The organism is Guptibacillus spartinae (assembly GCF_028610625.1).
Taxonomy (GTDB): domain Bacteria; phylum Bacillota; class Bacilli; order Bacillales; family Guptibacillaceae; genus Guptibacillus; species Guptibacillus spartinae.
In genome coordinates this window covers 107,686-128,542 of record NZ_JAQQWU010000005.1, presented here as the reverse complement: position 1 = coordinate 128,542, position 20,857 = coordinate 107,686, and the positions used below count along the sequence as shown (strand labels likewise).

Below are 20,857 nucleotides of genomic sequence, written 5' to 3'. Positions count from 1 at the left end.
TCTAGAGAGCTTACTGTTAAGCGAGTAAGCTCTTTGATTTACAACTAACGTATCAATTTTGCATTTTCATAACAGTTTGTATGTGGTTCAGGAGGAATGAGTCCTCTGCGTATGATTTCAGATGTTAACATTTCGATAAATGCATGATCTAATTGCAACTTATGCGCATCACAATAGGCAATCATTAATTCCCGATTTGTGAGAAACATCATGTGCGATGACCTCCTTGGTTTGTTGTGATTGAAACGATTAAAGATGTGCTACTCATTTTTGATTGGGAACATAATCAAGGTAATGAAGCAGTACCCTTTTTCCTTTTAATCGCTTTTCCATATAGGTAACAAATAAGGAAGTACAGGAGGCATCGACATAATGATTTTGGACGATTTCATCGACAGCTGATTGAACCGAACGCTTTGGACGATAGGGGCGATCCATTGTCATAGCCGTATAGCTATCGATTATACGGAGTACTTTCACCACGAACGGTAGCTGATCACTTTCCATTCGGTCGGGGTAGCCAGTCCCATCTCGATTTTCGTGATGATGCAAAATAAGGGAAGGCTCAATCTCTATTTCAGGATAGTCACTTAGAAGCTCCAGCCCAAGTTCAGGATGTTGTTCGAGCTCATTTTTCTCAGAAAGGGTTAGTGGTCCATTTTTGGAAAGGAGTTCTTTTGCGATAAGCAAATTTCCAATGTCATGTAGAAGAACGGATTGCAGTATACGTGGCTTTAATAATGATTGAAAATGATGATGCAAGCAAAAATCAATAAAATAGCTGGTGGTTTGTACTGAGTGATGAAAGGTGTGCAAATCGTGATAGCGAAGAAGTTCCATCAAACGTAACGATTGGGAAGAAAATAGCTGTGCGTGCCCGTGAAATGTACACTTTTTCATGTTCATTCTCCTCTTTAAGGAGCCGGTTGCACTACTTGCTCCCTACCATTCAAGTGCCCAGCTAAAATGATAGTTCATCGCATTCTCTTTTGATTTATTTTAATGAAAGTAAAGGAAAATTCCTTATCTAATCAATACCATAAAAAGACGGATTTGTTAACAGATTTATGTTCGATTAGATTAACCCTATTGGGAAACCCTGATATAAATCAATAGGTTTTTTAGTAAAGAATTGAATGAATTTCCCAATACAAAATTATCCATATATGAGCTATGATTTTACTATACTCATTTGATGAAAAACAGATGAGGAAATATACATATCAAGGAGGAGAAAAAATGAAGAAGCTCGCAAAATTTGCAACGATTTCATTTGTTTCAGTCGGGTTGTTAGCTGGCGCGGTACAAGTAGGTACACCAACAGTTGAAGCGAAAGGTCCTGTCGTCAATGCGCCAGCTGGTTGTTATGGACCGGTTTATTATACGGTGAAATACGGGGATACCTTATCACAAATCGCCTATAAATATGGGTTATCAACCAGCTATCTTGCTTCACTGAACAATATTTCAAATCCTAACCAAATATACGTTGGTCAAAGGTTAAAAGCCTACAACTGTAATTAAGAAAGTAAAAGAGCTTACGAATCAGTCTCATTCGTAAGCTCTTTTTTTCTTATTAAACTAATGATCAATAAAATCAGCGGAATACCGAATACAAAAAAATAACTTGCGGTTGCATGAATGTTTGATAGGGGTTTAATAGTGAACATGTTATGAGGAATAAGTGAAACACCAAGTATAAGTAAAGTGGTTATGATAATGGGCAACGACGCGCTCTTTCGTTTCGTAAGGGTTTTAACCCCTTCTGAAGAGATATACAAATATGATCCAAATGAGGTTAAAACGGAGACTGTCCAGATCGATAGAAATAAGAGATCAATCCGGTCGATGATGAGAAAAGAAATTCCTTTTAACATATAAACGGTAGGATCTTGTATTGCTTCAAACTGACCGGGGCTAAAATAAGCGTACGTAGTAAGCGTAATGATGGTGTAAAAGCAAGTTACAGCAACATTTGAGAGGGTTAAGCTTACGAGAGCTGCCTTTCCTTTGTTTTGCAAATAAGGATAGACAAATAAAGCCATTTCAAATCCAATCATTGAAAAAAAGCCTTCAGGTGCGGCCTTAAAAATCGGAATAAATCCATCTTCAGCAATGGGTAAAATATACCGTATATCTGAATACCTTAGTGTGATTAAGATCATGACAATGAGAGGGACGACTAAAATAGTGATGAATTGATTAAAACGTCCGAGCACTTTTACTCTTCCTGAGACGAGGTATGCTCCTGAGACGGAAAGGAGGGAAAGGACGATAATTGAAGGCGTTCTTGGCAGAATCCAGGTTTTGATGGAGATTTGAAAAAGCTGTAGCACAAGGATCGCGGTTAATCCCGCAAACATGATGTATCCAATTGAAATCAATGTTCCGATCCATTTACCAACAATTTTTGGAGCGTACTCATATAGCGATAAGGTTGAGAACCTTTTGCTCAGAAAATAAAGTGTGAAAATAACGAATTGAAAGCCGATTCCTGCCAGAATAATTGAGATCCATCCGTCTTTTCCTGCAGCAGAGTGAAGTGTGCTTGGTAAGGAAAGGATGCCTACACCCACTTGTGTCTGGAAAATGATAAAGAGAAATTGAACAGAATTAATTTGCTGGCTCGTTTTCATCTCTACTCCATCTCCGATCCGTCCCGCCATTACTACTACTATCCCCAGCATCGATCAAAACATGCGATTCATTGGCTATTTCCGTTTCTATTATTTAGAAAATAATGGATTTAGTTGCATGGAACAGGGGTATAAAAAGGTAAATTTACCTTTTAGAGGAGGAGAAGTAGTGAAAGATGCAACAATATCGTTTTATGAATCAAAAGGGAGATTACTACTATTAACGATTGGAAGTTTGTTATTTGGAGGAGCGGGAGTGTACTTTTCCTATGTTCTATTTGAAGAAGGAAGCTTCTTCATTGCCTTAATTTTGCTCATTTGTGGCGTTTTTTTTCTATTCTTTCTTACGATGCATGCAAAGAAACTAATGACCGGTGAACCTCATGTTGTGATGACACCCGAATCTTTACAACTTTACGTTGTACCATCAGAAAAGATTACCTTTCCATGGGAAGATATTGAAGGCTGTCTTCCTTATCAGATTGAAAGTAATACGTTTATTGGATTAGTTTTAAAGGATGAAGAGCGTTACGCAAGCCTCATGCCTAAAAAGGTAGCAAAACTTTCCCGAATGAGTGTAAAGATGGGATATCCTCGCTATAATATTGTTTTTTCTCATTTAAAGGAAAAGGAGCTTCTTCTTGAAGAGCTAGAAAAAAGAGTGGGGATTCTCGAAATCGTTGAAGAAGATAAGCACTACAATGACGAAAGAGCATGAAAACAAATTCTATGCCCTTTCTGACAGCTTAATAAAGAGATCGGTCAATAATTTTGCAGCATAAATGACGAATAAATAGGCAGCTAACAAGACGAACCAGTTCGTATATAGCTCAAATAAGTGTAAGCCAATTAACAGTGGTTTAAAGATAAATGTAAATGCAATGGCTGAAAGCGTTCCATATAGCCAATAATTTTTCTCCTTATTTAGGCACCACTGATAGAGAAAAACAAAACAAACTGGAATGAAAGAAGCGTCGATACTAACGCTTGATGGCAGTTGTGGGATGGCGATATAAGGATAATCCCACCAGGATTTTCGTACTCCTAAAGCATCTAAATAGGCAGCGAGAACGTGAACGGAAAAACCAAAAAAACCGAGAAGAAAGATTTTCTTACGGTCAATAAACAGAAACAGTACGATCAAAGGGATAATGAGCATCGCTAAGATGACCCAGAATTGCCACGTGCTATAGTCAGAGAACTGGCGCCAGTACTGAATTGTCGTACTCTCCAGTTCCTTTTTTAACGATACGATGTGCTCAAATTGCTTCTCGCGATCCATGATGAAGACCTCCTTTACAGGTAGTATTTAACGATGGAGGTCTGGCTATTACAGTTTAAAGAAACTTTTACATACGAAAAGGAAAGTGTGGAGTCAGTAGAGAATTAACATGCTATATTCCTTATTAGAGGTGATAAGATGGTTCGAACAGCGAAGCAGGTGTTTGTTAACTTACCAGTGAAGGATCTTGAGAGATCCATCACATTTTTCAATGAAATAGGTTTTGAATTCAATCCGCAATTTACTGATAAGAATGCTACATGCATGATCCTCAATGAGAATACGTTTGTGATGCTACTCGTTGAAGAGTTCTTTCAAACCTTTACTGACAAAGAGCTTGTGAATGCAAATTCTTCTACAGAGGTCATTATGGCGATTTCAGCAGAAAGTCGTGATGAAGTGGATGAGATTGTCCGTCGTGCGATCATTGCCGGTGGTAAGCCCTCAAATGACGTTATGGATCACGGCTTTATGTACAGCTGGAGCTTTCAGGATGTTGATGGACATCTATGGGAAGTGATGCATATGGGCGAAGAAGGCTAACTAGACAATGAAAAACCTCATCCCTTTATAAGTGGGATGAGGTTGATTTTTATTCAGCCACAACAAATTCGAAGTTACCTTCAAACTTAACATCTTTGCCAAGCAAGAAACCGCCAGTTTCTATCGCTGCATTGTAAGTCATGCCATATGCTTCACGGTTGATTTTCCCAGAAACATCAAAGCCGGCAACAGTGCTTCCATCTAATGGGCTTTTCGATTTACCGTTATATTCAACAGTAAAGGTTTCTTCTTTCGTAACCCCTTTTATTGTAAAGTCGCCTGTAACGACATATTCATCATCAGATTTCTTCGTAATAGACTTACTAACAAACACCATGTTTGGATAGTGATCTGCTTCAAAGAAATCACCAGAGCGAAGGTGAGCGTCACGGTCTTCATTACCTGTGTTGATCGATTTTACTGGTATAGTGACTTTAATGCTTGCAGCTGTAAGATCATTTAGATCGCCAGTGAAATCAACGTTAAAGTTCGTAAATTCCCCTTTTGCTTTTGAAACCATCATATGCTTAATTTGAAAATCTAAACTGCTGTGAACCTGATCAAGTGTTAAAGTTGTCATAATAAAATTCCTCCTCAAGAATGTGTGCTTTTTAGTATGAATTAAAGATATCTCATTTTTATCTTGAAGTCAAGATGTTTTATTTCGAGATATTTGTCGAAGAAACCACCGTATCCTGGACCGGATACGGTGGGAGAGTTGCTAATTGGCGACCTTTTCATCGACAACGATGTCATGCTTACGCTGCTTTTTTGATTTTCTAAAATAAAGCAATTCGTAAAACACAGGCACGATCACAAGTGTCAGGACCGTAGCTCCTGAAAGTCCACCAATAACAACAACTGCAAGAGATTTTGAGACAAGACTGCCATCTTCAGCATGACCGAATAAGAGTGGAAGCATCGCACAAATGGTGGCGATCGCTGTCATAATGACCGGACGAAGACGCGTGCTACAAGCTTCCATAATGGCGTCACGAATGATCATCGTTTCTTCATTTTGTTTCACGCGATCAATTAACACGATGGCGTTTGTAACAACTATTCCGATGAGCATTAATGCGCCAATTAGTGCGGTAGCATCTGCCGGAACACCGGAAATGAGCAAACCTAGCACAGCTCCAATGGAGGCTAGTGGAAGTGTCATGAGGATCGCAAGTGGTGCGCGAAGCGTTTTAAAAGTGAGCACCATAATTAAGTAGACGATTAATATGGAAGCTAACATGGTGATGCCAAGATCTTTAAAGTCATCAGCCTGCTGCTGTGAAGCACCGCCTGTATCAAGCGTGATGCTACTTGGTAAATCAAGATCCTGTACTTTTTCATCAATATCTTGTGCAATAACTGAAAGTTTTTCAGGTGTAACTTCTGCTGTAATTCTCGCATACAAATCCCCATCTTTATGAAGAACCGTGCTCGGCTTTTCTTCTTTCGTAATGGATGCAACTTGGGAAAGTGGGACAACCCCATTTGCGGTTGCGAGTGTAAGATCGTTCAGTTCCGAAAGCGAGTCCGGATCAATTCCAGCATGAATAAAGACTGGCGTTTGTTGTTCTTTCAGCTCAATGGACCCGATTGGCTGAGGACTAACCAGGCTTCGAATTTGCATGGCTGTCTGCTGGGCATTGGCTTTTTCCGTGTTTACTTGAATCGTGTAGACGGGAGAGGTTTTATCCTGGTTGCTTGAAACTTTCTGGACACCGTCCACTTCTTTCATTTCTTCCATCAATTGATCAGAAGCGGTTAGAATTTCATTCGCATTGTTTCCAACCACATCATACGTAATGGAAGAGTTGGAAGACCCGCCAAACATGGATGAAGGACTCGCTTCAATTGTTACGTTCTTTTCATCCTTTTTCGCCTCATTAACTTGATCGATAAATGTCTCCGCATCCGCATCTTCTTTCATGATGAACGTGTAGTTAACGGTATCTGGATCGCTTACCTGGCCGTACTGGGCATCTGCTTCGCTTGATCCATATTGCGTAATCATATGATCATAACCTTCAAAGTCAGCTAGCGTTTTTTCAAAATCCACCATACGATCCTGCTTTGTTTCCTCAGGAGTGGCGCTTGGAAAGACCATGCTGACAGATACCATGGAAGCATCATTTGCACCGGTAGCTGCTTTTGGCATCGTCATGTAAAGGGCAATCGAGCCACCGAAGACGAGTACCGCTAGCAAAATAGGGACAAATTTATGATTGAGCGACCAGCGCAAGACGCCTAGGTAGCGATCAGGTGTTTTGTGTGCTGGCAAGGTTGTGTTCTTTAACATCACTCTGCTTAAGAGCGGAACGACCGTTAAAGCAACTAGTAATGAAGCAAGCAAAGAATACGTTACAGTAAGTCCAAATGGAAGCAGAAAAGCTTTAAGCGATCCGTTTACAAGTCCCATTGGTAAAAATACCGCAACGGTAATAAGGGTCGAAGAGGTAATAGCACGGGATACTTCCTTTGTTGCTTCTAGCACCATTTGTTTTGAAAGTTTTTCATTTTGACTGCGCCTGAAAATGTTCTCTACGACAACGATACTATCATCGACGAGACGTCCCACCGCTACTGCCACTCCGCCAAGCGTTAAGATATTCAAAGTTACGCCTGATAGCCAGAGAAGAAGGAGCGTAATAGCCAGTGAGAGCGGAATTGAAATTGCCGTAATGAGTGTCGGTTTAAATTTCCGAAGAAATAACAGAATGACGAGCGTAGCAAACAGGGCGCCAAGCCCAACTTCACGAGCCATGCTTGTAACTGAATTTTTCACCATATCACCTGTTGTAAAAAGCGTCGTCGCTTCTACGGAAGGATAATCTTTATTGATTTTTTTGACTGTTTCTTCCACTTCATTTCCAGCCGTAACCGCACTGGCGTCACTTTCTTTAAAAAGGACAACTGCGACGGCTTCTTTTCCGTCAACACGCGCGATCATTTTTTCGGATTTAACCTCCTCGACAGATGCAATATCCTTAAGTTGAACTTCTGGCGCATCTGGAATTTGGAGAGGAATGGGTAAATTTTTCAGTGCGTCAATCGATGTAAGATTATCCGTGACCGTAATTGTGCTTTTCTGACCATCGATGTTACTACTTCCGGCAGTAGCGGAAACGTTTTGTCCCTGAAGAACACCCATTACCGCATTCACTGGAATTTGAAGTTTGGTCAGCTTCTCTTCATCAAGATTAATTTGAATGCGAGAGCCGCTATCGCCAACAATGCTTGCAGCTGATAAGCTCTCTTCATTTTCAAACAGAGGTTTAAATGTTTCATTCACTTGATCAATATTTGCTTTTGATAACCCATCTTCAAACGTGATGGACACTTGCCCAACTGGAATCATCGTTGTGTTCAGTTGCGATACCTGTGGCTTCCCAACACCTTCAGGAAAGGAAAGAGAGGAAAGAGCGTCTTGCACATTGTTTTTCGCTTCTTTCATATTCGTTTTGGCATCAAAGTTAATAACGATCTGCGAAAATCCTTCCCCAGTAGTTGAAAGCACCGATGTTTTCCCATTGATCGATGCCACTGCTTGTTCCACAGGCTCTGTGACGGAAGACGTCATCGACCCAGCGTCATATCCCTGACCAAGTGTGACAACCGTTACCTGCGGGTTATCCGCTTCAGGCAAAAATTCCATTGGCAAGAGAAAGTAGCTAACCACCCCGACTAACAGTGTAATGATAATAAACAATGTCATTGCAGCCTTGTTTCTAAATGCCCAATTTGTTATTGAAGTCATACAGTTTCCCCCGGTTTCCTTAAAATAGTGAGTCCGCTTTGAAACGCCGTCCTCGTACATACTCAATTTACTGTATTTACTTGGAAACCACAGCAGTCCCCGGTCTAAAGTTTAACTAGGTCTCGAGACGTAGATGCCGGTCGGGGCTACTGTACTACAAAGAACATTGTACGCGAAGGGATCTAAACATATGCTTCGCGGCTTCTTTTGGATGTTGGCTAATAAAGTGGAATTTTGGACAATATAATCACAGTTTGGACAATAAATTTCGATCTTGGCCATTAAAATCAGATTTTAGCCAATATCACGACACATGGGAGATGTTTTGACACAGAAAATTACTCATTTTCAGAATAAACGGGATTAGTACTTTAGTAATAGGGTAAACACATATAGTCCACTTCTAAAATACGAAATTAATATGGATGAGCTTGCAGCATGTAAGAGAAAAAATAAGAAGGAGGCAATCCTATTGGACAAATGGATGAAGTTTCTTGAGGTGAACGCACCTCGAATCTTTGATTTAGCCATTGAGCACACGATTTTAGTTGGCCTAGCCATTCTAGTAGCCTTAATGATTGGCGTTCCGCTTGGCATTTATTTAACGACAAATGATTATTTAGCAGAGACAGTATTGCAGATTGCTTCTGTTATGCTAACGATTCCGAGTATCGCTTTATTCGGTATCATGATTCCGGTCTTTTCAATTGTCAATCAGGGAATCGGGTTTGTGCCAGCATTTGTCGCACTGGTTCTGTATTCACAGCTCCCGATTATACGCAATACATATACCGCAATTAAAAATGTTAGTCCGGAAATGAGAGATGCGGCGAAAGGACTTGGCATGAAAACAAGTCAGCGCCTGCTACGTGTTGAAATTCCAAATGCTTTTCCAATTATTATGGCAGGCATTCGAACAGCCGTTGTTTTGAATATCGGGATTGGTGTCATTGCAGCTTATATTGGCGCAGGTGGTCTTGGGGTTTTGATCACGCAGGGCATTTCAAGGGGAGATAACTACTTAATCATTAGTGGCTCCATTGCGGTGGCGATTCTGGCGATGATTGCCGATGGCATTTTGCTATTTATTCAAAAACGCTATACACCAAAAAGCATTGCGAACTAAGGAGTGAGGTGAAGAAATGATTACATTTGATCAAACAACGAAAACCTATGAGGGCGGCGTAACCGCTGTAAACGGTGTAGATTTCACCGTTGATAAAGGAAACATTGTCGTATTGTTAGGGCCATCTGGGTGCGGGAAAACAACATTGCTTCGCATGGTGAACCGTCTGGAAACGATTTCTGATGGGAGCATTACCATTGATGGGGAAGATTCGATGTCCCTCGATCAGATTGCATTGCGTAGAAAGATCGGCTATGTCATTCAAAGTAACGGCCTTTTTCCAAACATGACGATTGAAGAGAACGTCATGATCGTACCTGATTTATTAGGATGGAAAAAGAAAGAAAAACGCGAGCGTTTTAATAAGTTGATGGAAATGATCGGTCTAAGCGGAGAGAAATTTGGGAAACGGTATCCTCATGAGCTTTCCGGAGGACAGCAACAGCGAATCGGGGTTATTCGTGCACTAGCTGCTGACCCACCTGTTATGCTGATGGATGAGCCGTTTGGCGCGCTTGATCCTATTATTCGTGAAAAGATTCAGGATGAATTTCTACAAATCCAACGTGAAGTGAAGAAAACCATTCTATTTGTTAGCCACGATATTGATGAAGCGATTAAAATGGCTGACAAAATTGTGTTGTTACGTGGTGGAGAAGTGATGCAATACGATACGCCATCAGAGATGCTCGTCCGTCCTAAAAACGAATTCGTAAGAGAATTCTTTGGCAAAGACCGCGCGATTAAGAGCTTAAGTCTTCATACGATTAAAGACCTTCAAGAGGTGATTGGGCTTGTGAACGTAGATGAGACGATTGAAGATACGATCACCATTCATATTCGTCACGATTTACGAAATACATTATCGATGCTCCTCAATCAAGAAGCGGATCAGGTGATTGTTGTGGATGATGATGATCATCGACTTGGTGCAATTACAATTGATCTTGTTCAAAAGTACCTTCACTTTGAAATCAAGGCAAAGCCTACCCTGGTACAGAAAGGGTGAGGAAATGAATAAGAAAAAAATAATGAGTCGGATTGTCAGTATTCTCGTCTATGCGCTCGTTGCTGTGTTCTTTATTTGGGCAATTAGCAATAGCTATTTTGACTATATTTTTAGCGAGTCAGGTACGTTTCTTCACTTATTGAAACAGCACCTGCAGCTTGTTCTCGTGTCTTCACTTTTAGCTGTCGTTGTCGCACTACCAGTCGGTATACTCGTGACGCGTAGAAGCTTTCGACGAGCAGAGTGGATCGTTTCCAATACGGTAAACCTTGGCCAAACGATTCCAAGTTTGGCTGTCCTCGCCCTTATGATTAGTATTTTAGGAATCGGCTTTAAAACGGCTGTCTTCGCGCTGTTTATATACTCACTCCTTCCGATGTATCGGAATACGGTGGCGGGAATTGATTCCATTGATGAGAACTTAATCGACGCCGCAAGAGGGATGGGCATGAAGCCAATTCAAATCCTTTTTCGAATTGAATTGCCGAACGCATCTTACTCCATTCTCGCGGGTATTCGAACAGCGGTTGTCTTAAACATCGGTACAGCAGCGCTTGCTTATGTAGTAGGAGGCGGAGGACTAGGCGTATGGATCTTTACAGGGATTCAGCTGTTTGATAACGGGTACTTAATTTCAGGTGCCATTCCAGTTACCTTATTAGCCATTTTTGTTGATTACTTACTTCGATTGCTTGAGCGTAAAATCGTTCCAAAAGGTTCCAAGCCACCACAAGAAACGTAGGATGTAGGGAGGGATTTGTATGAAAAATAAGCTGTTACGTCTCATCGGAATCATTCTCGTCCTTTCCATGCTGGCTTCGTGTTCAAGTGTAGGAATCGGGGGGAAACAGATTTCCGTAGGAGGGAAAAATTTTACGGAGCAATATTTACTTTCAGAAATGACTGCTTTTCTTCTGAAAGAAGAAGGCTTTAATGTAAAGCAAATGAACAACCTCGGAAGTACGGTTGTTCGAAAAGCACTTGAAAATAGTCAGGTTGATATGATGTGGGAATACACGGGTACGGCCCTCATTACATACATGGGAGAAGAACCGATTGCAGATCCAGAAGCAGCCTTTCAAAAGGTAAAAGAACTGGACGCCAAAAACAATGATATCCACTGGATGAACATGTCAAATGTCAACAATACGTATGCGCTTGCGATGAGAAAAGAGCAGGCGAATGAGCTAGGCATCGAATCGATCAGTGATCTCGCTAAGTATGTCAATGAACACCCTGGCGAGCTAACGATGGCTTCAGATGCGGAGTTTGCCAACCGTCCTGACGGCTTACCGGGCGTTGAGGAAACGTACGGCTTTGAATTCGGTTCCAATCAAATTAAACTTATGGATCTTGGTCTTACCCAGCGCTCTCTGGATAACGAACAGGTGGATGTATCGGTCGCATTTGAAACCGATGCAACGATCGTAGAATATGATCTTGTGACGCTGAAAGACGATCAATCATTCTTCCCGCCCTACCGTGCAGCTGTAAGCATTAACGAGGACGTCTACGAAAAATATCCAGAAGTCGAAGAAATCACAGCGCGTTTAGGAGAAAAGCTAAACAGTGACATCATGCGCGAATTGAATTACAAAGTAGACATTGAAGGAAATAGCGTTTCGGTAGTTGCCCATGATTGGCTTGTGGAGAATGGATTGGTGGAAGAATAAAATGAAGTTCGAAATGTCCTGTGCATTGACACAGGGCATTTTTTATATCTTAACGGGATGAGGTTTGATTTACTGATTATGGTATTGTAGAGAGAGGAGTGTTTCTTCCATAATTGGGAAGTTTAGTTGGAAAAATGATTGTTATTAAATCCGATGTGCACCTAATACAAAGTAAATTATCTGTCGATTGGTAGAAAGAATGTCAGAGGAGAAATGTAAAATGATAGGCTTGTATATTTTGGGTTTGATTTTTATATGCTTTATGGCGTGGGTTATAGTTATTCGAAAGCATTTTAACAAAGCGGGTTATAATCATGGGCAAAAAAGAGATGCAATGATTGTACTTGGTTATCCCGCAAAAAAGGATGGGCGCATGACTCCAATTTTACGAGAACGAATCAATAAAGCAACAGATCTCTATCACACTGGAATTGCTGAAGTCATTATTTGTTCGGGGGCATCTGTCGCAAATAACCATGTTGAGGCAGAAATCATGGCAAGTGCCTTAGTGGAATTAGGCGTAGATGGTAGCCAAATCATACAAGAAACAAAAGCGAGGGGCACTTATGAAAATTTGGTGAAATCACGAGAAATCATGCACGAGAGAGGTCTGAAAAAAGCGGTAATAGTCACCTCACCTTGGCATTTGCGAAAAGCTAGTTCATATGCGTTTCGGTTAGGAATTGATCATACATTGGAAAAGTCGAAAGTGCCGAAAGAATTCGTCATAGGATTAGGAATCATTTACGTTTACATATACATACAGATGTTCATCATTTATTTGCGTTTTTATAAGGGAAGACAATGAAACTTACTCCATTAAGAAGTGTGCAAATGTTTCTGTTTCAGTAAAAAAAGATATAGGCAGAATTGGTGGTTATTCAACTAACGGGGCAATTCAAGAAGATTCATTGTTCTATTCAATCGGAACGTTTACTTTATAAAGACGGGATAGCGTGCAGGGTTATAATGTTTTTATGACTTATAACAAAGGTATGGATAAGTTATTAATGTGTGAAATTGAAGAATCCTTATAAAGGACTAAGTAATTTGATAGGAGGAAAATTGAAGATGGAGAAAAAGAAATAGATGCTGCGTGGTTCTTGAAGAAACCAATGTTTCTAAAATGGACATAACTCTTCATTATTTAATGGATTTTAAATACTTTCTTCTAGATTGTTACGTTTAAGTATATGTTGGTAGATTAAAAAGGGATGTATCCGTTTCAGGTGATGAAATTATCCTTTATTGGTCTTATGATAGAGCAGGTCAATTTTGTTAAAGACAGGCTATTTTCTGACGAGGACTCCCTTGTATAGTTTCAATCTTGTGAGAGCTAGCGTTTATTTAGTAAATAAATAATGATTAAAGGGTTTGATTAAAATGATTAAAGGGCTTTATGAAGCTCATTTACCGGTAAGTGATATATCTAAATCCATCGAGTTTTATAATAATTTGGGATTAGAATTGGCTCATCGTGGAGAATCCGTAACCTTTTTTTGGATAGAAAAAGGAAAGAGTTGGCTGGGATTATGGGAGACGGATAAGGTTGATACATCTTACCATCCTTCTTTAAGACACGTCGCTTTCTATGTAGAACTAGATGATTTACTCGCAGCTAAAGAGTGGTTAAAGGAAAGAGATATCGAGGTTAGAACCGCTTTTAATTTTAAACCTGAGCAACAACCTATTGTATTACCAAATAATCCCCAAACACATTCTGCTATTTACTTTAATGATCCTGATGGCAACTCTTTAGAATTTATTACGCCGATAAAAATAGATGAAAAGATTGATTTTAATATGATGGAACTAAAAGATTGGTTCAATCTTTGATATTATCAGAAGTTCTTATTCCGTGTAATAGGTGCGGTTACTTAATTACAGGAGAACTTAAAACATTTAGTCCATTTCTCTGGATAGGGATCTATTGTAAACGTTATTCTGTCAAACAATTAATAGAGGGTGTTTATATGAAGCAACAATCATTGATTCTTACAGGAAAAAGAAAACTAGAGTGGAAAAGTACGATGTTGGATCCTATAAAAGAAGATGAAGTATTAATTGAAACCATCGCAGGGGCTATCAGTATAGGAGCTGAACTTCCTCAGTATAATGAAACTGATGTTACAGATACGAATCCTCAATACCCTAGAGAAACAGGCTATGAGAGTTATGGAAGAGTCATTGAAACTGGGAGAAATGTAGTAGATATCCATGTAGGAGATAACGTTCTCGCATTTTATGGACATAAAGATCTTGGGGTTGTAAAAGCCCTTAAAGTGGTGAGGGTACCTGAAGAAGTTCATTATACATTTGCTTTATTAAATACACTTTCTTGTGACTCTGCAAAGGGTGTTTTCAAACTTCATCCAAAACCAACAGATAAAGTATTAGTGACAGGCTCAGGTACAATAGGTTTGCTAACGCTTCATTTTTTAAAGGATTACATGAATATTAAGCAAGTTGACGTATTGGAACCTAACGAAACTAGATGTAGATTAGCTGATACGTTCGGTGCAAGCAATATTTTTCTCTCAGAAGACCAAGTTCCTAACAATCATTATGATTACGGTTTGGAATGTTCTTCAAGCAATAAAGCCTTTCAAACATTGCTGAAATCGTTAAAGCCCAATGGAGAAGTTTGTGTATTGTCAGACGGAAACAAAGACCTTTTCTATTTGAATGAGGACTTCTATGAGAAAGAACTAAAAATTGTTGGTTCAGCCGATGGATGGGATTATCAACAACATAGTCAGTGGTTCTTTGGCAGTATAGAAAGAGCAAAATACTTAAATGAAATTTTCGAATGCGAAATTAGTTCACATGAATTGATCGATTGCTTTGTTAATCTGAGTGAAAAAAGGGGCAACCCTATAAAAGTGTTGGTTAGATATTAAGACATACATATGTTTTGAGATTTATAGTTTTAAACTTTAATCTCAAAAGGCTTTATTCCATTAAATCGGGAGCTATAGTTTAATAAGCCCAGATAAAAAAAGCCGCACAACGATCCGTCAAAGATTGAAGTGCGGCTTATTTATTAACAAATACATTGCGAAACATAGTGCGAGTATCATATGCATTTACATATGGAATTTTTACGTGAATTATTGTTTTGTGACAGGGCTTTTTTTTAAGTTATTAATTTGATGGTGAACTGTTTCGATAAATTAAGAAGGAAATAAAAAGAAATTATTGAATCTGGAGAGATGAAGTATTTATGCTTAACAGAGCTATTTTCAAAAGAAAATTAGAACGGATATCAACAAAATGAAGGATGAATCAACAAAAAACACAAATTCATCTACAAAATGAAAATTTGCATCAATGGTTCAGGTCAGAATTCTCAACTTGTATGTCATCTGCTCCGTTAAAAATGGCAAAAGAATTGAGCGCGTTACGGAATGATTGACGTAACTCAGACGTTTGCTTAACCCCTGGCTCAAGCTGGAGCAAACGGACAATCATCACTTTATTTTTTCGGTCAATTTGTGGGTCCATACGACCAATCAGTCTATCTCCATATAAAATCGGCATCGCATATGGCCCGTATTTTCTTTTCACACGAGGAGTGTAGATTTCCCACTTATAATCGAAGTCGAACAGGTCTTTGATCCGCTCACGACTCCAAAGTAAATTATCGAGCGGTGGTAGAAAAGTGATCGTACTCTCAAGTGAACGGGGTTCCTGTTTGGTACTCTCAACGAACGTTTCGAGTTCCTCCAAGTCCTCTGCCAATAAATAATATTGTCGTTTTACACCTTCGATTTCAAGTGGAATGACCGTTTTATTCTGGACTCTACGCTCAATTTCTGCACGACGTTCAGCCGCGGTCATTTTTTGCCAACCAAATCGAGCATCTCTCGGATCGAATACCCGGTAAGCACGCATGTATTTTTCTATCAGCAGATCTTTTGCAGTAGGTCCATCCATGACTTTCGTCTGTTTCAACAATTTCCGGGTGACCGTACGCTCTGTAAGATCAAAATAGCGTTCAGTCCGATCCCGCTGGACGACCCGGATCATGCCAGCATCCAACAACAGGTTCAGTGCATGGGATGTTTCTTTTGTTTTCGGGGCCTTGTTATCCCAATAGCCGTTAACGCGGTTGTCTGATTTGAAAGCACGAGAAGGAAGGGGGCCATCTGCCCTTAATTGCTCTAACACAGTATTTACAACGATTTCTAAGCTCGCTAACGAGTCAGCAACATTTTCCTGGATCCGTTTCCGTGTCGGTTCGAACAGAGGAAAGTCTTCCATCGGGATGACACAGGCTGCATTCGCAAAATATTCAAAGACCTTGCCGTCAGATAAAAGATCGTCTAAATACTTAGGATCATAACCAGGCATTCTTGCCGCTAATACCAAGTGCTGGTTCCGTTCAACGACCGATACTGGATCAAGTTGAACACATTCCAGTTTTTTAATCATATGTAACGTTTTTTCAAGAGAGATCGATTCCAATGATCGATCTGGTTCCAATAGAGACTGTTTGTGTAAAAGAAACCGACGTAAAGTAATTTTATCTATAGAAAAGCTCGTTTTCATCTTTATGCCCACCCCTATCTACTTTAACTAAAATAGTAAGGGTAAACAGCTTGGAAGTAAATGGTTAGTAAGGTTTGAATGTCCGGAGGCTAAATTTAAAATGATAAAAGGCCAATCTGCGTATTTAAGATCTATTAAAGATGAAGATATGGAAAGGATCTTTCAGTCAGCTCAGGATGAAGAGTTTCTATATATGATCGGAACGCGAAAGTCCTTAAAACTGAATAAAATTATTGAGAGTTAAAAGCAGTTTAGGGAAGATTCTATGCGCTATGATTTTGCTATTTGTACCTTATTTTTTGTGTACTTATATTGAAATTGAATCAGGCAATCCAGTTGGATTCGCTAGAAAAATGGGGTATGAAAAATGGTGGGGCTCCCCTGAATTAGTGTATACGGTGAAGTAGATAATTTAATGGTTGCACCAAGTTACCAGGGGAAAGGTTATGGACGTAAGGCTCTGCAATTTGGTATTAACAAAATGTTGGATGATGGTTATAAAGATATTCGCATTTGTTTTGTAGAGGGGAACGATAATGCTGAGAAATTGTACACTTCTTTAGGGTTTAAGCCACTTCATTATACTCGAGTATATCGTAAGTTCTTGTAGAATTTATTTCCTATTCATCAATCTCGGAGCTTATCTGTAATAACTCGGTATCAAACAGTCTTGAACCATTTATCTCTCATTAAGAAACATCTCGACACGAGTCTTCTGTTAAAAGTTTAGAAAATAAATGATGTGAAATAATTGTAGTAATAATTAATAAGGAGTGTTTAATGGTGGGAATGGATGAAGAAACAATAAAAAGAGTATATAAACAATTGACTTCCTTTTGGAACGAACGGAATGCACAGGGAATGGCAAGTTTATTTACTGAATCAGGTGAGAGTATAGGGTTTGATGGAAGTCTATCAAAAGGACCAGAAGAAATTGCTACTCATTTAACGCCGATTTTCAAGGATCACCCTACTGCTCCTTTCGTTACGAAGGTTAACGAGATTAAGTTTATTGGTGATAAGGCTGCCATACTAAGAGCCATTGCCGGCATGATTCCGCCTGGTGAATCTGATATAAAGCCAGAGTTAAATACCCATCACACATTAGTTTTAGAGTATAGAGAAAATGAATGGAAAATTGCGTTGTTTCAGAACACACCTGCTCAATTTCATGGAAGACCTGAATTAGTAGAACAAATGACAAATGAATTGAGAGAGCAACTTTAAGGCGTACTCCTGGGCCCTTATCGGTTTGGCGGAACAACTTGATAACAAATAACGGGGTTCTTACTCAATAAAATCGGAGCGTTACCTGAAAATTCTTATTTAAAAAAACGGTCAGAGGCATCTGCCACTGACCGTTTTTTATAAACTGTTAATGAACGAGTTTTGCTTTAATCAGTTCAGGCTAATAATATCCTAGCCTCTCTAGGTATGCATGTTTATCATGAAGAATGGGTGCTTTTAAAAGAGGAAATTTTATATTTCAACAGATATGTTTTTAAATCCTCAATCCCCTGATCTTTTTTAGCTAGAGCTACATATCCATCCGGTCTTATCAGATAATACGAGTTTTCTTCTAATCCTATTTTACCGATCTTTGAGTTCCAATCAAATTGATGTAGTTCAAGCTGAACAGTATCTGCAAAGCTACTCAATGCCTCACTTGCTTCACCATAGACGTGAATTTGCCAATCAATGGATTGCAGTGGTTTGTAATTATCTATACCAGTTTTTTTCTTTATCCAAGGCAGTCGATCTCCGCCTTTCACTTTACCGGCCGTACCACTGCTAAGTTCACTATTCCGGTATTGAATGTTTGTCTGAGAAACGGTTTTAAACGCACCTTTTCGTGCAACTGAGAACCCAAGCAGAAATGGCATGATGTAAGGAAAGAACAGGGTACGTAGGAGACGACCTCGTGTATGACGACCAACGATGTTTGTAAAAGCTTTATCTGTTGTTGAGATGAGTTTACGGGCAAATTCAAGTCGTTCACTTTCATAAGAGTTTAAAATTTCAGGCTCCGCTTTTCCTCTAAGAACAGCGGCAAGCTTCCATGATAAATTAATGGCATCTCCAATTCCTGTGTTCATACCCTGACCACCTGCAGGACTATGAATATGCCCTGCATCGCCTGCTAGAAAAGCCCGCCCTTGTTTGAAGTGTTCACTTACTCGATGGTGAACGCGGTAAGTAGAGAACCAATTAACCTCCGTTGCATGAAGGTTAATTTTCTTTTCAATAGATGGGCTGAGATCCTCGTAATTAATGGTATCTTTGTCGTTTAATTCTTTTGGAACGATTCCTATGATCCGCTTCATTCCTTTTTCTCGTACAGGCATATAGGAGAAGAAGCCTTCTTCATCCATGTACATGTACATATCCCCCATACTTGACTCATGATTATCCGCCTGTATGTCTCCAACGAAAAACAACTGTTCATATGTTCCTCCTGGAAAGCCAACGTCCATTCCTTCTCGAACTGTACTATGGGCACCATCACAACCACAAATATAATCAAATTGCGCTTCTTCTATTGTCCCGTCATTTTTAATAAAGGATTGAATGTATTCTCCATTATCAATAAAAGACTCAAGTGCCGTGTTCCACTCAACGGTAATTCCAGCATCTTTAAGCTGTTCAACTAGAAGCTTCTCGTGAACATCTTGTGGAAGACTAAGTACATATGGAAATGGGCTTAGATCTTCTCCCAGGTCTGATAGATTCAACTCTGCTTTATCTTCATTTCCCTCACGCAAATGAAGCTTTTTTAAAGGAATACCGTGATTAACGACTTTTTCTGAGAAGCCCAACTGCTGATAGTGCTCTAAAATACGGGCATGCACGACCAAAGCTCTCGAAGCCTCTCCTGTCCCGGCACGTTTTTCAATAATCCGAAATGGTATCTCCTGTTTCTTTAGACTTAACGCCAAGGCCAGGCCAGTAGGTCCCGCTCCAACTATTAATACCTGTTTTTTCATGTACGCCCTCTCCTTTTAAAAATAAAGTTTATTCTTTACTTAAGATGATTTCTTTTTCGTAGTATTACCTATTAAAGATGACAATAATAGTAAAATAATACTTACTAAACTAATCGAAAGTAATGTTAAGGTGGGACCAACTAATATAAATTCTTTGTCAAAGAATAATAAGTTACGCAAACCATCGACCATAAATCTCATCGGTAACCAGGAATAGACCCAGTCGTGATAAAAAGAAGACATAAATTCAGGCGGCATCGATAATAAAGGCGCTCCGAAGAACAAGAGAAGTGCAAAAAGTCCGATTCCTTTAATACCAGTCCAGGAAATAACGGCTGAAATAAGCAAGAAGAAACTAATGTAGGTGATGGTTAGAAACCAAGCAGTATCTAAAAAGCTAGGAATTGTAAATCCTATAATAGTCTCTGCGATCCATGTGAATCCAAAGCCAGCGATGATTGCTACAATACTTCCGGCAATTAGTTGCTTTATACTTGCAACCAATTTTTCTTTTCGGGTTATATTTGTTCGGTTTTTAAAAGCGAAGTATAACATCGCTGCACCAGCTATGCTTGACATCCAAAAAGGCTGAAATAGTGATAGGGGTGCGTTACCATTTGCACTGTTCTCACCAACCTCATTGACATTCGTTACATTGAACGAAACAGGTTGGACTAAACTCTTTGCCTGCTCAACCGTTAGGTTACCTCCTTGAGATTTGTAGAAAGTAAAGTTCTCTTCTCGGATTGTATAGTTAATATTCTCTGAAATTCGATTGAACAAATTTGTTGCTATGTTTGCCCCCATTTTGTTCATACCTTGATTCATGTAAACCTCAATTTTTGATAGTTCTGGTTCTGGTGATTTAAGGCTCACTTGAGTGGCACTAAAGTCAGAAGGAATTCTCATAGCTGCATAAAATTCTTGGTTTGATAAACCCTCTTGAAGCTCTTTCATGTTGCTAACTTTGATCCACTCCACCATTTGTGATGTAGCTTTGGAATCAACAACACTGTCCGAGATCTTATTCCCCATGTTAAGTTGTCCTTGAGCTGGTAAGGTCACTCCGGTATCTTCGTTTAGAATAGCGATCGGTAAGTCCTTGGGTGTTGGGTTAACCGATGGAAATAGCGTTAGTGAAAATATGAAAATAACAGCAACAACGACAATTGGTGTAAATAATAAAAATTTATTCGACCCTAATTTGTTCATTTGTGTTCTCCCCCTTATGTCTCAATCGTTAGCAACAATGTGTTGATTATCGTTCACACTGTTTATTATAATGAGATTACAGGGTTA

General features: G+C 39.5%; 21 protein-coding genes and 1 riboswitch. Of the genes, 12 read left to right on the top strand and 9 right to left on the bottom strand.

The features are described 5' to 3' along the window. Positions 1–44: 44 nt before the first annotated feature. Positions 45–212 carry a sporulation histidine kinase inhibitor Sda gene (sda, locus tag PQ511_RS11010; protein WP_273851950.1) on the bottom strand — a complete coding sequence of 56 codons (168 nt, stop codon included), beginning with the start codon at positions 210–212 and terminating at the stop codon, positions 45–47. 52 nt (positions 213–264) lie between these two features. Continuing rightward, positions 265–900: an HD-GYP domain-containing protein gene (locus PQ511_RS11005; RefSeq protein ID WP_273851949.1), complete on the bottom strand. Its 636-nt coding sequence runs from the start codon at positions 898–900 to the stop codon at positions 265–267. An 11-nt stretch (positions 901–911) separates the two neighbouring features. Further along, positions 912–994: riboswitch (cyclic di-GMP riboswitch) on the bottom strand. A gap of 245 nt (positions 995–1,239) precedes the next feature. Here PQ511_RS11005 and PQ511_RS11000 point away from each other — a divergent pair. Then, entirely contained in the window at positions 1,240–1,524 is a 285-nt protein-coding gene (locus PQ511_RS11000) for a LysM peptidoglycan-binding domain-containing protein (protein ID WP_273851948.1), read from the top strand. Between the two features lie 14 nt (positions 1,525–1,538). On the opposite strand, the gene PQ511_RS10995 is transcribed toward PQ511_RS11000, so the two are convergent. Next, positions 1,539–2,666, bottom strand: coding sequence for a GerAB/ArcD/ProY family transporter (locus tag PQ511_RS10995; protein ID WP_273851947.1), 1,128 nt, complete (start codon positions 2,664–2,666; stop codon positions 1,539–1,541). Positions 2,667–2,805: 139 nt separating this feature from the next. Between PQ511_RS10995 and PQ511_RS10990 the strand changes: the two genes are divergently transcribed. Continuing rightward, on the top strand, positions 2,806–3,354 hold the full coding sequence (locus PQ511_RS10990) for an STM3941 family protein (protein WP_273851946.1): 549 nt from the start codon (positions 2,806–2,808) through the stop codon (positions 3,352–3,354). Positions 3,355–3,363: 9 nt separating this feature from the next. On the opposite strand, the gene PQ511_RS10985 is transcribed toward PQ511_RS10990, so the two are convergent. Further along, positions 3,364–3,918 carry a CBO0543 family protein gene (locus PQ511_RS10985; protein WP_273851945.1) on the bottom strand — a complete coding sequence of 185 codons (555 nt, stop codon included), beginning with the start codon at positions 3,916–3,918 and terminating at the stop codon, positions 3,364–3,366. A 138-nt stretch (positions 3,919–4,056) separates the two neighbouring features. On the opposite strand from PQ511_RS10985, the gene PQ511_RS10980 reads away from it, so the two are divergent. Continuing rightward, positions 4,057–4,461 (top strand): VOC family protein, encoded by a 405-nt coding sequence (locus PQ511_RS10980; protein ID WP_273851944.1) that lies wholly within the window; start codon positions 4,057–4,059, stop codon positions 4,459–4,461. A 49-nt stretch (positions 4,462–4,510) separates the two neighbouring features. Here the strand turns inward: PQ511_RS10980 and PQ511_RS10975 are convergent, their stop codons facing one another. Both PQ511_RS10975 and PQ511_RS10970 read right to left on the bottom strand, forming a co-directional pair. After that, entirely contained in the window at positions 4,511–5,041 is a 531-nt protein-coding gene (locus PQ511_RS10975; protein ID WP_273851943.1) for a YceI family protein, read from the bottom strand. Positions 5,042–5,182: 141 nt separating this feature from the next. Continuing rightward, positions 5,183–8,215 (bottom strand): efflux RND transporter permease subunit, encoded by a 3,033-nt coding sequence (locus PQ511_RS10970; protein ID WP_273851942.1) that lies wholly within the window; start codon positions 8,213–8,215, stop codon positions 5,183–5,185. 472 nt (positions 8,216–8,687) lie between these two features. On the opposite strand from PQ511_RS10970, the gene PQ511_RS10965 reads away from it, so the two are divergent. The 7 genes from PQ511_RS10965 (at position 8,688) to PQ511_RS10935 (ending at position 14,923) form a co-directional block, all read left to right on the top strand. Continuing rightward, positions 8,688–9,341 (top strand): ABC transporter permease, encoded by a 654-nt coding sequence (locus PQ511_RS10965; protein ID WP_273851941.1) that lies wholly within the window; start codon positions 8,688–8,690, stop codon positions 9,339–9,341. A gap of 16 nt (positions 9,342–9,357) precedes the next feature. Further along, positions 9,358–10,350, top strand: a complete 993-nt coding sequence (locus tag PQ511_RS10960) for an ABC transporter ATP-binding protein (RefSeq protein ID WP_273851940.1) — start codon at positions 9,358–9,360, stop codon at positions 10,348–10,350. 4 nt (positions 10,351–10,354) lie between these two features. Continuing rightward, on the top strand, positions 10,355–11,092 hold the full coding sequence (locus PQ511_RS10955) for an ABC transporter permease (protein ID WP_273851939.1): 738 nt from the start codon (positions 10,355–10,357) through the stop codon (positions 11,090–11,092). A 19-nt stretch (positions 11,093–11,111) separates the two neighbouring features. Further along, positions 11,112–12,023, top strand: a complete 912-nt coding sequence (locus PQ511_RS10950; protein WP_273851938.1) for an ABC transporter substrate-binding protein — start codon at positions 11,112–11,114, stop codon at positions 12,021–12,023. A 220-nt stretch (positions 12,024–12,243) separates the two neighbouring features. Then, a complete protein-coding gene (locus PQ511_RS10945; RefSeq protein WP_273851937.1) occupies positions 12,244–12,831 on the top strand; it encodes a YdcF family protein in 588 nt (195 codons plus the stop codon). Between the two features lie 575 nt (positions 12,832–13,406). After that, positions 13,407–13,859: a VOC family protein gene (locus PQ511_RS10940; RefSeq protein ID WP_273851935.1), complete on the top strand. Its 453-nt coding sequence runs from the start codon at positions 13,407–13,409 to the stop codon at positions 13,857–13,859. Positions 13,860–13,996: 137 nt separating this feature from the next. Next, positions 13,997–14,923 carry a zinc-binding dehydrogenase gene (locus PQ511_RS10935; RefSeq protein WP_273851934.1) on the top strand — a complete coding sequence of 309 codons (927 nt, stop codon included), beginning with the start codon at positions 13,997–13,999 and terminating at the stop codon, positions 14,921–14,923. A 427-nt stretch (positions 14,924–15,350) separates the two neighbouring features. Here PQ511_RS10935 and PQ511_RS10930 read toward each other — a convergent pair whose 3' ends face one another. After that, positions 15,351–16,586, bottom strand: coding sequence for a winged helix-turn-helix domain-containing protein (locus tag PQ511_RS10930; protein ID WP_273851933.1), 1,236 nt, complete (start codon positions 16,584–16,586; stop codon positions 15,351–15,353). 403 nt (positions 16,587–16,989) lie between these two features. Here PQ511_RS10930 and PQ511_RS23730 point away from each other — a divergent pair, with 403 nt between their 5' ends. Both PQ511_RS23730 and PQ511_RS10920 read left to right on the top strand, forming a co-directional pair. Next, positions 16,990–17,184 carry a GNAT family N-acetyltransferase gene (locus PQ511_RS23730; protein ID WP_420541685.1) on the top strand — a complete coding sequence of 65 codons (195 nt, stop codon included), beginning with the start codon at positions 16,990–16,992 and terminating at the stop codon, positions 17,182–17,184. A gap of 170 nt (positions 17,185–17,354) precedes the next feature. Then, the gene (locus PQ511_RS10920) at positions 17,355–17,801 is read left to right on the top strand and encodes an SgcJ/EcaC family oxidoreductase (RefSeq protein WP_420541684.1); all 447 of its coding nucleotides are present in this window, start codon (positions 17,355–17,357) and stop codon (positions 17,799–17,801) included. A gap of 218 nt (positions 17,802–18,019) precedes the next feature. Here the strand turns inward: PQ511_RS10920 and PQ511_RS10915 are convergent, their stop codons facing one another. Then, entirely contained in the window at positions 18,020–19,558 is a 1,539-nt protein-coding gene (locus tag PQ511_RS10915; protein WP_273851932.1) for an FAD-dependent monooxygenase, read from the bottom strand. 39 nt (positions 19,559–19,597) lie between these two features. Further along, entirely contained in the window at positions 19,598–20,770 is a 1,173-nt protein-coding gene (locus PQ511_RS10910) for a YhgE/Pip domain-containing protein (RefSeq protein WP_273851930.1), read from the bottom strand. Positions 20,771–20,857: the final 87 nt, after the last annotated feature.

Excerpts from the sequence above, each read along its gene's own strand:
- sda (WP_273851950.1), bottom strand. The coding sequence starts at position 212 with ATGATGTTTCTCACAAATCGGGAATTAATGATTGCCTATTGTGATGCG.
- PQ511_RS11005 (WP_273851949.1), bottom strand. The coding sequence starts at position 900 with ATGAAAAAGTGTACATTTCACGGGCACGCACAGCTATTTTCTTCCCAA.
- PQ511_RS11000 (WP_273851948.1), top strand. The coding sequence starts at position 1,240 with ATGAAGAAGCTCGCAAAATTTGCAACGATTTCATTTGTTTCAGTCGGG.
- PQ511_RS10995 (WP_273851947.1), bottom strand. The coding sequence starts at position 2,666 with ATGGCGGGACGGATCGGAGATGGAGTAGAGATGAAAACGAGCCAGCAA.
- PQ511_RS10985 (WP_273851945.1), bottom strand. The coding sequence starts at position 3,918 with ATGGATCGCGAGAAGCAATTTGAGCACATCGTATCGTTAAAAAAGGAA.
- PQ511_RS10980 (WP_273851944.1), top strand. The coding sequence starts at position 4,057 with ATGGTTCGAACAGCGAAGCAGGTGTTTGTTAACTTACCAGTGAAGGAT.
- PQ511_RS10975 (WP_273851943.1), bottom strand. The coding sequence starts at position 5,041 with ATGACAACTTTAACACTTGATCAGGTTCACAGCAGTTTAGATTTTCAA.
- PQ511_RS10970 (WP_273851942.1), bottom strand. The coding sequence starts at position 8,215 with ATGACTTCAATAACAAATTGGGCATTTAGAAACAAGGCTGCAATGACA.
- PQ511_RS10960 (WP_273851940.1), top strand. The coding sequence starts at position 9,358 with ATGATTACATTTGATCAAACAACGAAAACCTATGAGGGCGGCGTAACC.
- PQ511_RS10955 (WP_273851939.1), top strand. The coding sequence starts at position 10,355 with ATGAATAAGAAAAAAATAATGAGTCGGATTGTCAGTATTCTCGTCTAT.
- PQ511_RS10950 (WP_273851938.1), top strand. The coding sequence starts at position 11,112 with ATGAAAAATAAGCTGTTACGTCTCATCGGAATCATTCTCGTCCTTTCC.
- PQ511_RS10945 (WP_273851937.1), top strand. The coding sequence starts at position 12,244 with ATGATAGGCTTGTATATTTTGGGTTTGATTTTTATATGCTTTATGGCG.
- PQ511_RS10940 (WP_273851935.1), top strand. The coding sequence starts at position 13,407 with ATGATTAAAGGGCTTTATGAAGCTCATTTACCGGTAAGTGATATATCT.
- PQ511_RS10935 (WP_273851934.1), top strand. The coding sequence starts at position 13,997 with ATGAAGCAACAATCATTGATTCTTACAGGAAAAAGAAAACTAGAGTGG.
- PQ511_RS23730 (WP_420541685.1), top strand. The coding sequence starts at position 16,990 with ATGGTTGCACCAAGTTACCAGGGGAAAGGTTATGGACGTAAGGCTCTG.
- PQ511_RS10920 (WP_420541684.1), top strand. The coding sequence starts at position 17,355 with ATGGTGGGAATGGATGAAGAAACAATAAAAAGAGTATATAAACAATTG.
- PQ511_RS10915 (WP_273851932.1), bottom strand. The coding sequence starts at position 19,558 with ATGAAAAAACAGGTATTAATAGTTGGAGCGGGACCTACTGGCCTGGCC.
- PQ511_RS10910 (WP_273851930.1), bottom strand. The coding sequence starts at position 20,770 with ATGAACAAATTAGGGTCGAATAAATTTTTATTATTTACACCAATTGTC.